General features: G+C 69.6%; 12 protein-coding genes. 9 read left to right on the top strand and 3 right to left on the bottom strand.

The features are described from left to right. Positions 1-106: 106 nt before the first annotated feature. Positions 107-1,681: a GMC family oxidoreductase gene (locus AC07O4_RS17230; protein WP_495305191.1), complete on the bottom strand. Its 1,575-nt coding sequence runs from the start codon at positions 1,679-1,681 to the stop codon at positions 107-109. Positions 1,682-1,690: 9 nt separating this feature from the next. Continuing rightward, a complete protein-coding gene (locus AC07O4_RS17225) occupies positions 1,691-2,677 on the bottom strand; it encodes a Bug family tripartite tricarboxylate transporter substrate binding protein (RefSeq protein WP_495305190.1) in 987 nt (328 codons plus the stop codon). Positions 2,678-2,784: 107 nt separating this feature from the next. Here AC07O4_RS17225 and AC07O4_RS17220 point away from each other — a divergent pair, with 107 nt between their 5' ends. Then, the gene (locus AC07O4_RS17220; RefSeq protein WP_495305189.1) at positions 2,785-3,726 is read left to right on the top strand and encodes a LysR family transcriptional regulator; all 942 of its coding nucleotides are present in this window, start codon (positions 2,785-2,787) and stop codon (positions 3,724-3,726) included. A gap of 13 nt (positions 3,727-3,739) precedes the next feature. On the opposite strand, the gene AC07O4_RS17215 is transcribed toward AC07O4_RS17220, so the two are convergent. Continuing rightward, the gene (locus tag AC07O4_RS17215) at positions 3,740-4,774 is read right to left on the bottom strand and encodes a transporter (protein ID WP_495305188.1); all 1,035 of its coding nucleotides are present in this window, start codon (positions 4,772-4,774) and stop codon (positions 3,740-3,742) included. A gap of 194 nt (positions 4,775-4,968) precedes the next feature. Between AC07O4_RS17215 and ppk2 the strand changes: the two genes are divergently transcribed. From ppk2 to urtD, 8 genes are all read left to right on the top strand, one after another. Then, entirely contained in the window at positions 4,969-5,895 is a 927-nt protein-coding gene (gene ppk2, locus AC07O4_RS17210; protein ID WP_495305187.1) for a polyphosphate kinase 2, read from the top strand. A gap of 49 nt (positions 5,896-5,944) precedes the next feature. After that, positions 5,945-6,979, top strand: coding sequence for an extracellular catalytic domain type 1 short-chain-length polyhydroxyalkanoate depolymerase (locus tag AC07O4_RS17205; RefSeq protein ID WP_495305186.1), 1,035 nt, complete (start codon positions 5,945-5,947; stop codon positions 6,977-6,979). 72 nt (positions 6,980-7,051) lie between these two features. Further along, positions 7,052-8,488, top strand: a complete 1,437-nt coding sequence (locus AC07O4_RS17200) for an MFS transporter (protein WP_495305185.1) — start codon at positions 7,052-7,054, stop codon at positions 8,486-8,488. 44 nt (positions 8,489-8,532) lie between these two features. Beyond that, a complete protein-coding gene (locus AC07O4_RS17195; protein WP_492741750.1) occupies positions 8,533-8,856 on the top strand; it encodes a nucleotide pyrophosphohydrolase in 324 nt (107 codons plus the stop codon). A 117-nt stretch (positions 8,857-8,973) separates the two neighbouring features. Beyond that, positions 8,974-10,242: an urea ABC transporter substrate-binding protein gene (gene urtA, locus AC07O4_RS17190; RefSeq protein ID WP_013543023.1), complete on the top strand. Its 1,269-nt coding sequence runs from the start codon at positions 8,974-8,976 to the stop codon at positions 10,240-10,242. A gap of 183 nt (positions 10,243-10,425) precedes the next feature. After that, positions 10,426-11,973, top strand: coding sequence for an urea ABC transporter permease subunit UrtB (gene urtB / locus AC07O4_RS17185; RefSeq protein ID WP_495305184.1), 1,548 nt, complete (start codon positions 10,426-10,428; stop codon positions 11,971-11,973). Continuing rightward, positions 11,970-13,202 carry an urea ABC transporter permease subunit UrtC gene (gene urtC, locus AC07O4_RS17180; RefSeq protein WP_495305183.1) on the top strand — a complete coding sequence of 411 codons (1,233 nt, stop codon included), beginning with the start codon at positions 11,970-11,972 and terminating at the stop codon, positions 13,200-13,202. The genes urtB and urtC overlap by 4 nt, the downstream gene beginning before the upstream one ends. Then, positions 13,199-14,077, top strand: coding sequence for an urea ABC transporter ATP-binding protein UrtD (gene urtD / locus AC07O4_RS17175; protein ID WP_495305182.1), 879 nt, complete (start codon positions 13,199-13,201; stop codon positions 14,075-14,077). Before urtC ends, urtD begins: the two co-directional genes overlap by 4 nt. Positions 14,078-14,105 lie beyond the last annotated feature (28 nt).

The following is a 14,105-nucleotide window of genomic DNA, read 5'->3' as shown; positions in this document are numbered from 1 at the left end:
CGCTCTCGTCCGCCGACACCGGCGTGTGGATGCTTCGCGGTGCTACTAGATAAATAGCATTAACCTCATCGCCCAAGCGGCTTGGCGCGCGCCGTCCCGTGGGCGCTCAGGCGCGCAGGTCGTGCCTGACGAGGTCGGCGGCGCGCTCGGCGATCATGATGATCGGCGCGTTCGTGTTGCCCGACACCAGCCGCGGCATCACCGAGCCGTCCACCACGCGCAGCCCCTGCAGCCCGTGGACCCGCAGGCGGGCATCGACCACCGCGTTGGCATCGTCGGCGGGGCCCATGGCGCAGGTGCCCACCGGATGGAAGATGCTGCCGCCGCGGCGGCGCACCCAGTCCAGCAGCTGCGCGTCGCTGGCCAGCGCGGGCCCGGGCTCGTGCTCCTGCGCCAGGTAGCGCGCCAGCGGCGGCGCGGCGGCGATCTCGCGCATCTTGCGCACCAGCCGCACGGCCAGCGCGCGGTCGGCTTCGTGCGACAGGTAGCGCGGCTGGATCGACGGCGCCGCCAGCGGATCGGCCGAGCGCAGCATGATCTCGCCGCGGCTGTGCGGGCGCAGCAGGCAGGCCGACAGCGTCACGCCCGGGAACGGATGCGGCGGCTGGTGCGGCCGCTCGAAGCTCACCAGCCCGAAGTGGATCTGCGCATCGGGCCACCCCGCGGCCTCGTCGCCCGCCGCAAAGAAGGCCCCGGCGCGGTAGACGCCGCCATTCAGCGCGCCGCCGCGCGTCAGCAGGTAGCGCATGAACTCGCGCGCGCTGCGCCAGCGGCTGTGGGCGATGTCGTTGAGCGTCTCGATGCCCTGGCAGCGGTAGCTGGGCCGCACCTGCAGGTGGTCCTGCAGGTTGCGACCCACGCCCTCGAGCGGCGCCACCACCGGCAGGCCCAGGCGGCCCAGCAGCCCGGCCGGCCCCACGCCCGAGAGCTGCAGCAGCTGCGGCGACTGGATGGCGCCGGCGCTCAGGATCACCTCGTGCCGCGCCGAGACGCGTTCGACCTTGCCGTCGCGCACACAGTCCACGCCGACGGCGCGCCGCCCCTCGAAGCACACGCGGGTCGCCTGCGCGCCCGACAGCACGCGCAGGTTGGGCCGGCCCCGCGCCGGCGCCAGGAAGGCCCGCCCCGTGTCCATGCGCCGGCCGTGGCGCGTCGTCATCCGGAAGTAGCCGGCGCCGCTGTTGTCGCCGCCGTTGAAGTCGGCCGTGGGCGCGATGCCGGCATGCGCCGCCGCGGCGATGAAGGCATCGGACAGCGCATCGCGCGGCAGCTCGGACACCCACAGCGGCCCATCGGCCGCGGGCTGCGACCGGTCGAAGTAGGGGCGCACGCTGTCCCAGTCCCAGCCCGGGTTGCCCAGGGCGTCCCACTGGTCGTAGTCGGCGCGGTGGCCGCGCAGGTACAGCATGCCGTTGATGAGGCTGGAGCCGCCCGGCCCCCGCCCGCGCGGCCAGGGCAGGCGGCGCTGCGCCATGTCGGGCTCGGGGTCGGTCTCGAAGCGCCAGTCGTGCCGGGGGTGGCCGACCGTCTTGAAGTAGCCGATGGGAATGCGCAGCCACGGGTTGCGCGAGGGCCGTCCCGCCTCGACCAGCACCACCTGCAGCGCGGGGTCTTCGCTCAGGCGGGCGGCCAGCACGCAGCCCGCCGAGCCGCCGCCGACGATCACGATGTCCGCCTGCATCGTGCGTGCTCAGTCGGCCTTGATGCCGGCGCCGCGGCCCAGGCGCAGCCACTTGTCCGACTCGGCCGCCAGCACGGTGCGAAAGCGCGCCGGCGTCATCGGCTCCGGCTCGAGCGCCAGCGTGGCCAGGCGCTCGCGCACCTCGGGCGCGGCCAGCGCCTTGGCGAGCGCATCACTGAGCCGCTCGACGATCTCGCGCGGCGTGCCGCTGCGCACCGTCATGCCGTCGAAGGAGCGCAGCTCGAAGCCCGCGTAGCCCTGCTCGATCATCGTGGGCACGGCGGGCAGGGCCGGCAGGCGGTGCGCGCCGGTCACCGCGAGCGCGCGCAGCTTGCCGGCCTGGATGTGGGGCAGCGCCGCCGACGCGGTCAGGAACATGGTGTCCAGGCGCCCGGCCAGCAGGTCGCCCACCGCCATCGGGAACTGGTTGTACGGCACGTGCGTGAGCTGGCTGCCGGTCTGCTGGGCGAACAGCGCGCCGGCCAGGTGCGCCGGCGTGCCGTTGCCGCCGGAGCCGAAGCTCAGCGTGCCCGGCCGGGCCTTGGCCGCGGCCTCCAGCTCGCGCGGCGAGCCCAGCGCCGAGGCGGCGGGCGCCACCAGCACGTTGTAGCTCCAGGCCGTCATGCCGACCGGCTCCAGGCTCTTGAGCAGGTCGAGAGACTGGCCGGGGAACAGCAGCGGCGCCACCAGCGAGGCCGACGACAGCATGTAGACCGTGTAGCCGTCGGCCGGCTGGCGCAGCACCTCGCCCAGGCCCACGGTGCCGGCCGCGCCCGGCCGGTTCTCGACGAACACGGTCTGGCCCAGCCCGCCCGCCATGCGCTCGGCCACCACGCGGCCCGCCACGTCTGCCGGCGTGCCGGGCGCCCACGGCACGATCAGGCGCACGGGCCTGGACGGGTACGCCTGGGCCGCGGCGCCGGCGGGCAGCAGGCCGGCCAGCAGGGTGGCGGCCATGAGGGCGGCGCAAAGGGATCGCTTCGTCGGTTCGGTCATCGCGGGTCTCCGGGGTGCCAGGGCGGTGGGCGGATTCTGGGCAGGCCGGGGGAGGGCGACAAATGAGAAATCCGAGCGTACTCATACCGTTGCCGATATAAATGGCCATGGCCTCCTTCCTGGAACGAAATCTCACGCTGCGCCAGCTGCGGCTGCTCAGCCAGCTGGGCCGCACGCTCAGCCTGAGCAAGTCGGCCGAGCTGCTCAACACCACCCAGCCCGCGCTGTCCCGCACGCTGGCCCAGCTCGAGGCCACGCTGCAGGTGCGCCTGTTCGAGCGCACCACCAAGCGCATCTCGCCCACGGCGGCGGGGCTGAGCATGGTCCGGCACGCCGACCGCGTGCTGGGCGAGCTGATGCTGGCCGAGGAGTCGCTGCGCGACCTGCGCGTGGGCGTGAGCGGCGAGCTGCGCCTGGGCGTGCTGCCCGTGTTCTCGGCGCAGCGGCTCGCGGCCGCGCTGCTGCAGGCCTCGCAGATGCTGCCCCACGTGCGCCCGATGGTGCAGACGCTGGAGATCGAGGACCTGCACGGCGCGCTGCAGGACGGGCGCATCGACCTCATGCTCGCGCACGCGGAGTGGACGGTCGACCTCAACCGCGTCGAGGTCACGCCGCTGTACGAGGAGTTCAGCAGCATCGTGGCGGCGCCGCGGCACCGGCTGGCGCTCAAGCGCGCGCCGACCTGGGCCGAGGCCGCCAACGAGCGCTGGGTGCTGCCGCCGCACCGCACGCCGCTGCGGCCCAAGCTGGACCGCATGCTGTCGGTGCACCGCCGTCCGGGCGGGCCGCATCCGGCCGACATCCAGGCCGACTCGGCCCCGCTCGCGCTGCACCTCGTGCGCAGCTCGGGCCTGCTGTGGGCCACTGCCAACCATTACGCCGAAGACTTCGAGCGGCGCGGGCTCGTGCGCCGCATCGCCATGCCGGGCGAACTGCTGCGCGGCCCCATGTGCGCCTTCCGCCTGCGCAGCGAGGCGATGAACACGCCCACGCGCGTCTTCCTGCAATGCATGCAGGACGCGGCCGCCGCGCCGCTGCCGACGGACTGAGTGCGGCCGCGCCTCAGCGCTTCTTGCGAAACGCCGTCCAGGCGGCCACGGCGGTGAAGGTGGCGACGATCGCCACCACGATCCAGAACCCGTGTTTGTGCTCCGCCAGCGGGATGCCGCCCACGTTCATGCCGAACAGGCCGGCCAGGATGTTGATCGGCAGCGCCAGCACCGTGACCACCGTCAGCACGAACAGGCTGCGGTTGTTGTCCTCGTTGACGTTGGCGGCGATTTCTTCCTGCAGCAGCTTGATGCGCTCCTGCAGCGCCTGCATGTCGCGCAGCACCACCGAGAACTCCTCGGTCGAGCCGCGCAGCTCCTGCACGTCGGGCTCGGCCATCCAGGCCGGCGGGCCCTGCAGCAGGCGGAACAGCGCGGCCGGCTCGGGCGCCAGCAGCCGCTGCAGCCGCACCAGCAGCCGGCGCAGCACGCCCAGCCGTGCGCGCTTGTGGTCCAGACGCCCGGCCAGCAGCTCGTCCTCGATGCGGTCGATGCGCGAGGTGACGCCGCGCACGATCTTCACCAGCACGTCGGCCTGCGCGCGCAGCAGGTGCTCGAGCAGCTCGGTGCTCGAGCGCGGTGCCTCGCCCGCCTTCACGGCCGTGCGCAGCGCGTCGACCGAACGCAGCGGCTTGGTGCGCGCCGTGACCACCAGGCGCGGGCCGACGCTGATCCACAGCGTCGAAATGTCCGAGGGCTCGAAGCTGAACTCGAAGTGCACGTCGTTGATGACCGCGATCAGCGAGTCGTCGGCGCGCTCGATGCGCGTGGAGGGCAGGCCTTCGTGCAGCGTCTCGTAGAAGGTGTCCGACAGCGCCGCGTGCCGCGTCAGCCAGCGTTCGGCGTGCGCATGGCTCAGGTTGAAGTGCAGCCACACGTAGGCGTTGCTGTCGCCGAGCTGGCCGGCGTCCGCCAGCCACGCGGCGGCCTGCGCCGAATCGATCGCCCGCGCGGGTTCCGGCGCCGCGGCGTCGAACAGGTAGCCGCAGATCAGCCCGGCTTCGTCGCCGCCATAGGACTGCGCGGCGAGGTCATGAAATACCGACAAGGTGCTTGGTCAGAAAAGACATGTGAACAGGCAGACGCCCGTTTGGCGGGCTGCCAGCGTGCCCCGGATGGTGTTCGTGCCATGTGACAACGGCGTGTCGGCTTACAGAAAACAGCCGCAAAACCGTCACGCCGCCGTCATGCGGCGGGTGCAGCATGCTTTTTGTCTACCCGCCACTCTTGCCCCTTTTCATCATGCTGACGAGCGCACTTCCCGACCACGAAGACCTGATGCAACGCATCGCCCGCGACCTGATCGACAGCTACGACGAAGAGCTCGAACTGGAGATCGAAGACCGCAACCTCGACGGGCTCGACCCCGCCGCGGCCGCGTCTTCCGTGTCCGACAAGGCGGCGCGCCAGGCCTATTTCAAGGAACTCTTTCGCCTGCAGGGCGAGCTGGTCAAGCTGCAGGACTGGGTGCAGCACAGCAAGCAGAAGGTGGTCATTCTTTTCGAGGGCCGCGACGCGGCGGGCAAGGGTGGTGTCATCAAGCGCATCACCCAGCGCCTGAACCCGCGCGTGGCCCGCGTGGCCGCGCTGCCCGCGCCCAACGACCGCGAACGCACGCAGTGGTACTTCCAGCGCTACGTGGCACACCTGCCGGCCGCCGGCGAGATGGTGCTGTTCGACCGCAGCTGGTACAACCGCGCCGGCGTCGAGCGCGTGATGGGTTTCTGCAGCGACGACGAGTACGAGGAGTTCTTCCGCACCGTGCCCGAATTCGAGAAGATGCTCGTGCGCTCGGGCATCAAGGTCATCAAGTACTGGTTCTCCATCACCGACGACGAGCAGCACATGCGCTTCCTGGGCCGCATCCACGATCCGCTCAAGCAGTGGAAGCTCAGCCCCATGGACCTCGAGAGCCGCCGCCGCTGGGAGGAATACACCAAGGCGAAAGAGATCATGCTGGAGCGCACCCACATCCCCGAGGCGCCGTGGTGGGTGGTGCAGGCCGTCGACAAGAAGAAAGCGCGCCTGAACTGCATCAGCCACCTGCTGGGCCAGCTGCCCTACCAGGAAGTGGCGCACGCGCCGGTCGAGCTGCCGGCGCGCGAGCGGCACGACGACTATCTTCGCCAGCCGGTGCCCGCCAGCATGGTCGTGCCGGAAATCTACTGAGGCCTTCGCGGCCGTTTGGCCGCCCGGCGCTTTGCCTGCACACTGCGCCATGGCCCGTCGCTCCACCGCTTCTTTCTTCGCCCGCGCCTATGAGCGCAACCTGAAGGCGCTCACCAAGCTCACGCTGAGCAACGGCAAGCGCGTGGCCGGCCAGGTGCAACGCGCGACCGCCAAGCGGCTCAAGCCGCCGCCCGGCAAGGGCGACTGGATCAGCGGCATGGCGATGGGCGCGGGCGGGGCGCGCGGCTATCACCTGTTCCGTCCGGCCGACCTGGTGCTGCAGCCCGGCGAGAAGCTGCCGCTCATGGTCATGCTGCACGGCTGCGGCCAGACCGGTCGCGACTTCGCGGCCAGCACGCGCATGAACGCGCTCGCAGTGCGCCAGCGCTTTCTCGTGCTCTACCCCGAGCAGGACCGCATCGCCCATCCGCAGGGCTGCTGGAACTGGTACGAGCGCCGCTCCGGCAAGGCCGACGCCGAGGCCGCCACGCTGATGGCCGCCGTCGATCAGGCCTGCATGCTGTACCCCGCCGACCGCGATCGCGTGGCCGTGGCCGGCCTGTCGGCGGGCGCGAGCATGGCGGCGCTGCTGGCCACGCGCTACCCGAACCGCTTTCGCGCCGTGGTCATGCACTCGGGCGTGGCGCCCGGTGCCGCGAAGTCGCCGGCCACCGCGCTCGGTGCGATGCGCGGCGAGCACGTGCCGCCGATGCCCGTCACCGCGGTCGGCAAGGCCATGGGCGCCGCGGCCGTCTTCGCCACGCTGCCGCCGATGCTGGTGCTGCACGGCGACGCCGACGCCGTGGTGGCGCCGAGCAACGCCGTGAGCAGTGCGGCCGTCTGGGCCACCGCCCTGGGCGCGCGCCCCGGCACGCCGCGCGACCTGCAACGCGGCAAGCGCCACGCCATGCGCGTGACCGACTTCAAGCGCAAGGGCGTCACGCTGGTCACGCTGTGCGAGATCGCGGGGCTCGGGCATTCATGGAGCGGCGGGGCGCGGGGGCAGCTGTTCAGCGACCCGATCGGGCCTGATGCGACGCGCATGACGTGGGCCTTTGCGTCCGCGCAGTTCGACAAGCGCTGAACGCGCGGCGCCCTGCGCGCATGACCTCGCAGGTCATTGCCGCGATGCCGGCCGGTGCCGACAGTGGGGGCCATGACCTCGTCGAACCCTGCCGTTTCTTCTGCCCCATCGATCGCGTCCGCCACACCGGGCCCGCTGGGCCTGTGGGTCATGCTCAGCGGCACCTTCCTGGTGGTGCTCGATTTCTTCATCGTCAACGTCGCGCTGCCGTCCATGCAGCACGACCTGCAGGCCAGCGCGGGCACGCTGCAGCTGGTGGTGGCGGGCTACGGCCTGGCTACCGCCGCGGGCCTGGTCACGGGCGGGCGGCTGGGCGACCTGTTCGGCCGGCGCCGCATGTTCATGCTCGGCCTGCTGCTGTTCACGCTCGCTTCGGCCGCCTGCGGCGTGGCGCCGAACGCCGGGCTGCTCGTGGCCGCGCGCCTGCTGCAGGGCCTGGCCGGCGCGCTGCTGCAGCCGCAGGTGCTCGCGATGATCGGCCTGGCCTACGCGGGCGAAGACCGGACGCGCGCCTTCGCGGCCTACGGCCTCACGCTGGGCCTGGCGGCCACGCTGGGGCAGCTGGTGGGCGGCGCACTGATCCATGCCGACCTTGCGGGGCTCGGCTGGCGCAGCTGCTTTCTCATCAACGTGCCCATCGGCTTGCTGGCGCTGGTGCTCGCGCCGCGCGTGGTGCCGCCGCTGGCGCAGGGCCGCGGCGACAGCCGGCTCGACCTCGCCGGCATGGCGCTGGTCGCGGCCGGTTCGGTGGCCGTGGTGCTGCCGCTGGTCGAAGGGCGCCAGCAGGGCTGGCCGATGTGGAGCTGGCTGTGCCTGGCCGCCGCCGTGCCGCTGTGGGGCCTCTTTGCGGGGCAGCAGCGCCGCCTTGCGGCACGCGGCGGTGCGCCGCTGGTGGCACCGGTGCTGCTCGCCAACCGCCGCTTCGTGACCGGGCTGCTCACCACGCTGGCCTTCTATGCGGGCAACGCCTCGTTCTACTTCGTGCTCGCGCTGTACCTGCAGCAGGGGATGGGGCTGGGCGCGCTCCACTCGGGCATCGTCTTCACCGCGCTGGCCGTCGGCTTCTTCGCGACCTCAATGGCCGGCGCCCGCATCGCCCGCCGCTTCGGCGGCACGCCCCCGATCGCGCTCGGCGCGCTCGTGCTCGCGGCGGGGCATGCGCTGCAGTGCGCCAACGTGGCCGGCTGGCCGGGCCATGCGCACGTCGTGGCGTGGATGGTGCCGCTGCTGTTCGTGCAGGGCGCGGGGCTCGGCATGGTGATGGCGCCGCTGGTGTCCACCGTGCTGGCCGGCCTGCCGCCGCAGCACGCGGGCGTGGCCTCGGGTGTGCTGTCGATGGTGCAGCAGGCGGGCAATGCGCTGGGGGTGGCGTTGGTCGGGATCCTGTTCTATGGGCAGTTGGGGCGCGAGGCGGACTACACAGCCGCGTTCGGTGTGGCGCTGGTTTATCTGATGGTGTCGGCGCTGCTGGTGGCGGTGCTGCATGGGCGGGGAGGTCGCATGGCGTAGCCGGGTAGCCATGCCAAACTCGCGGCAGACCCCGCAGGATTGACATGGCCACCGAACTTCAAGCACTGACCCAGGCCTTGCGCGACTTCGCACAAGCCCGCGACTGGGAGCAATTCCACTCCCCCAAGAACCTCGCCGCCGCGCTGTCGGTCGAGGCTGCCGAACTGCTCGAGCATTTCCAGTGGCTCACCGAAGCGCAAAGCCGGGCGCTGCCCGCAGACCAGCGCGCGCAGATCGGCACCGAGATCGCGGACGTCCTGCTCTACCTGCTGCAGCTGGCCGACAAGCTCGGCATCGACCCGGTCGAGGCGGCGAAGCACAAGATGCTCGCCAACGCCGTGAAGTACCCGGCCCCGCCACCCGCCTGAGTACCTCCGTGTACGCCACCCGGCGTATTTCCCCTTTGTGGTGCGTTCCGCAGACTCCTCTCCATCGCCAGCCCCGCGCTGTCGACAAGGTTCAACCCACCCGGAGCAGGAGTCCACATGCAACGTCGTTTCACACTCAAGGCGCTCACCGCCGCCGTCGCGCTGGCCAGCATTTCTGCTGCGCCTGCATTCGCAGCCGACACCATCAAGGTCGGCGTGCTGCACTCGCTGTCGGGCACGATGGCCATCTCGGAAACCGTGTTGAAGGACACGGTGCTGATGGCCATCGACGACATCAACAAGAAGGGCGGCGTGCTGGGCAAGCAGCTGGAGCCCGTGGTGGTCGACCCGGCCTCCAACTGGCCGCTGTTCGCTGAAAAGACCAAGCAGCTGCTCGGCCAGGACAAGGTCTCGGTGATCTTCGGCTGCTGGACCTCGGTGTCGCGCAAGTCCGTGCTGCCGGTGGTCGAGGAAATGAACGGCCTGCTGTTCTACCCCGTGCAGTACGAGGGTGAAGAACTTTCCAAGAACGTGTTCTACACGGGCGCCGCGCCCAACCAGCAAGCCATTCCGGCCGTCGACTACCTGATGAGCAAGGAAGGCGGCGGCGCCAAGCGCTGGGTGCTGCTGGGCACGGACTACGTGTACCCGCGCACGACCAACAAGATCCTGCGCGCCTACCTCAAGAGCAAGGGCGTGGCCGACAAGGACATCGACGAGAAGTACACCCCCTTTGGCCACAGCGACTACCAGACCATCGTCGCCGACATCAAGAAGTTCTCGGCCGGCGGCAAGACGGCGGTGGTCTCGACCATCAACGGCGACTCCAACGTGCCCTTCTACAAGGAGCTGGGCAACGCGGGCCTGAAGGCCAAGGACGTGCCGGTCGTCGCCTTCTCGGTGGGCGAGGAAGAGCTGCGTGGCGTGGACACCAAGCCGCTCGTGGGCCACCTCGCGGCATGGAACTACTTCATGTCGATCAAGAACCCGACCAACACCGCGTTCATCAAGCAGTGGAGCGACTACGCCAAGGCCAAGAACATCGCCGGCCACAAGGACAAGCCGCTCACCAACGACCCGATGGAAGCCACCTGGATCGGCATCCACATGTGGAAGCAGGCGGTCGAGAAGGCCAAGTCGACCGACACCGACAAGGTGATCGCGGCGATGGCCGGCCAGACCTTCACCGCGCCCTCGGGCATCGTCTCGAAGATGGACGAGAAGAACCACCACCTGCACAAGAGCGTGTTCATCGGCGAGATCAAGGCCGATGGGCAGTTCAGCGTGGTATGGAAGACGCCGGGTCCGGTGAAGGCCAAGCCGTGGAGCCCGTACATCGAAGGCAATGACAAGAAGCCCGATTACCCGGCCGGCAAGTCGATGTAAGTGTGTTTCTCCCTCCCCCGCTGGGGGAGGGCAGGGGTGGGGGCTGACGGCGGTCGATTCGGTCACTGCGTCCTTGTTGGCGCCGCGTGCCCCCACCCCAACCCTCCCCCGGAAGGGGAGGGAGCCAACCTAACTTCCAAGTCCATGATGCTTCGACGAACCCTTCACTGCGCCTTCGCCGCCATGCTCCTCGCAGCGTCGGCCGCCCACGCGCTGACCGCCGACGAAGCCCGGGCCATCGCCTCCGGTGAATCCGAAGCTCGCATCGCCGCGCTCAACAAGGCCGTCCTCACCGCCGACGACAAGACCGCCGCCTTCATCCAGGCCATGGCGGACGACGCCGTGAAGTACACCGAAGACAAGGTCTTCGTGATGAAGGACGACAAGGGTTTCGACCCCGTCACCGGCGCCGAGCTCAAGGTGCCCGACACCGCCGAAGACGTCGTCAACAACAACCTCATGCGCGGTGCGCTCGATGCCGCGCAGGCCGCACTCAAGCTCACAAGCACCGACGACGCGGTGCGCGCCGAAGCCGCGCAGGCGCTCTTCAAGGAGCCCGACGAATCGCGCATTCCGATGGTCGAGAAGGCGCTGGCCGCCGAGACCAACCCCAAGATCAAGGCGCAGCTCGAGCTGGTGCGTGCCGCCAGCATGCTCACCAGCGCCGACAAGGCCAAGCGCCTGGCCGCGGCCAAGGAGCTGGGCAACAACCGCAGCCCCGACACCAAGCTGCTGCTCAACCAGCGCCTGGCCGACGAAACCGAAGCCGACGTGAAGGCGGCCATCACCGCATCGATCGCCAACATCGACGGCGCGCTGGTCTGGGGCGACCGCATCAATGCCGTGTTCAGCGGCATCAGCCTGGGCTCGGTGCTGCTGCTCGCCGCGCTCGGCCTGGCCATCACCTACGGCCTCATGGGCGTCATCAACATGGCGCACGGCGAGCTGATGATGATCGGCGCCTACGCCACCTACGTGATGCAGGGCATCTTCCAGAAGTACATGCCCGAGGCAGCGTTCGGCTGGTACCTCGTGGCCGCCATTCCCGTGTCCTTCCTCGCCTCGGCGCTCGTGGGCGCGGTGCTCGAACGCGGCGTGATCCGCTTCCTCTACGGCCGTCCGCTCGAGACGCTGCTCGCCACCTGGGGCATCAGCCTGATGCTGCAGCAGCTCGTGCGATCGCTGTTCGGCGCGCAGAACGTCGGCGTGGAAAACCCCGGCTGGATGAGCGGCGGCTTCACCATGCTGAGCAACGTCACGCTGCCGTGGAACCGCATCTGCATCATCGTCTTCGCGGCGCTCGTGCTGCTCGCGATGGGCTGGCTCATCGGCAAGACGCGCCTGGGCCTGTTCGTGCGCGGCGTCACGCAGAACCGCCCGATCGCCTCGTGCATGGGCGTGAACACGGCGCGCATCGACACCTATGCCTTCGCGCTCGGTTCGGGCATCGCGGGCCTGGCGGGCTGCGCGCTGAGCCAGATCGGCAACGTCGGTCCCGATCTGGGCCAGAGCTACATCGTCGACAGCTTCATGGTGGTCGTGATGGGCGGCGTCGGCCAGCTCGCGGGCACCGTGTATGCGGCGCTGGGGCTGGGCATTCTCAACAAGTTCATCGAAGGCTGGGCGGGCGCGGTGCTCGCGAAGATCGCGGTGCTCGTTTTCATCATCATCTTCATCCAGAAGCGCCCGCAAGGCATCTTCGCCATGAAGGGCCGGAGCGCAGAAGCATGAGCAAGGTCACATTGCCAACCAAGGGGCCGCTGCTGAGCGGCAAGGGCTGGACGGCCTTCTTCGTCGCGCTGATCGTGGTGTGCGCCGTGGCGCCCGTGCTCAACATGTGGGTGCCGGCCGACAGCCCGCTGCACATGAGCGACTACGCCGTGGCGCTGGTCGGCAAGATCATGTGCTACGCCATCTGCGCGCTGGCCATGGACCTGATCTGGGGCTACACCGGCATCCTGTCGCTGGGCCACGGCCTGTTCTTCGCGCTGGGCGGCTACATGATGGGCATGTACCTCATGCGCCAGATCGGCCGCGACGGCAACTACAAGAGCGACCTGCCCGACTTCATGGTGTTCCTCGACTGGAAGGAACTGCCCTGGCACTGGACCTTCAGCGGCAGCTTCGGCATGACGCTGCTGCTCATCGTCGCGGTGCCCGGCCTCATCGCCTTCGTGTTCGGCTTCTTCGCCTTCCGCTCGCGCATCAAGGGCGTGTACTTCTCGATCATCACGCAGGCCATGACCTTCGCGGCGATGCTGCTTTTCTTCCGCAACGAGACGGGCTTCGGCGGCAACAACGGCTTCACCGACTTCAAGCGCATCCTGAACATCCCGATCGCCACGCAGGAGATGCGCATGACGCTCTTCGCGCTCACCGGTCTCACCCTGCTGGGCTTCTTCCTGTTCGCCAAGTGGCTCATCGGCAGCAAGTTCGGCCGCGTGCTGCAGGCCATCCGCGATGCCGAGACGCGCGTGATGTTCTCGGGCTACAACCCGCTGCCGTACAAGCTCACGATCTGGGTCATCTCGGCCGTGATGTGCGGCGTGGCCGGCGCGCTGTACGTGCCGCAGGTGGGCATCATCAACCCGGGCGAGATGAGCGCGGCCAACTCCATCGAGATCGCGGTGTGGGCGGCCGTGGGCGGGCGCGCCACGCTGATTGGGCCAATCATCGGCGCCTTCATCGTCAACGGCGCCAAGAGCTGGCTCACCGTGGCCTACCCCGAGTACTGGCTGTACTTCCTGGGTGCGTTGTTCATTGCTGTCACGCTGTTCCTGCCGAACGGCATCGTGGGGTTGGTGCGCAAGTGGCTCTCGCGCGAGAAGACGCAGAAGGCCGCGGCGCCGGCCGCGAAGGAAGCGCGGCGCGAGCCCGCCGCCGCGCACCCCGCGCATGCCGAGCCCGAAGCGACGGTGCAGGCGCCCCTGGTCGCCGATGTGAAGGGAGCCCGCGCATGACCCCCGACCTGATGGAAGCCGGCGCCGAGCGCGCCGCACGCGCGGCCGGCCTGCACGCGACCACGGGCCAGACCGAATCGGGTGGCCGCACCGCAGGCTTCAGCCGCATCGCCACGCCGGGCGAGGTCGACGTCACCCACGGCCGCATCCTGTACCTCGAAGACGTGAGCGTGAGCTTCGACGGCTTCAAGGCCATCAACAAGCTCTCGCTCGACATCGCGCCGGGCGAGCTGCGCTGCATCATCGGCCCCAACGGCGCGGGCAAGACCACGATGATGGACATCATCACCGGCAAGACGCGCCCCGATTCGGGCACCGTGTTCTTCGGCAGCACCATCGACCTGCTGCGCCACCGCGAAGCCGACATTGCGCAGCTGGGCATCGGCCGCAAGTTCCAGAAGCCGACGGTGTTCGAGCACCTCACCGTGTTCGAGAACCTCGAGCTGGCGCTCAAGACCGACAAGGGCGTGCGCGCCTCGATGCTGTTCAGGCTCGACTCGGCGCAGAGCGACCGCCTGGCCGAAGTGCTGGAGACCATCCACCTGGCCGACAGCGTCTCGCGCCTGGCCGGCAACCTGAGCCACGGCCAGAAGCAGTGGCTCGAGATCGGCATGCTGCTCATGCAGGACCCGAAGCTGCTGCTGCTCGACGAGCCCGTGGCCGGCATGACCGACGAGGAAACCGCGCGCACCGCCGAGCTGTTCCTCACGCTCAAGGGCAAGCATTCGCTGATGGTGGTGGAGCACGACATGAGCTTCATCCGCACCATCTCCGAGATCGTGACCGTGCTGTGCGATGGCTCGGTGCTCGCGCAAGGCACGCTGGACGAAGTGCAGGCCGACGAACGCGTGATCGAGGTCTACCTTGGGCGGTGAACTTGTCGTCGCAGCCAGAGCCGGCGGC

The organism is Variovorax sp. GW821-FHT09D04 (assembly GCF_059416405.1).
This window is presented reverse-complemented; position numbering and strand designations above follow the sequence as displayed.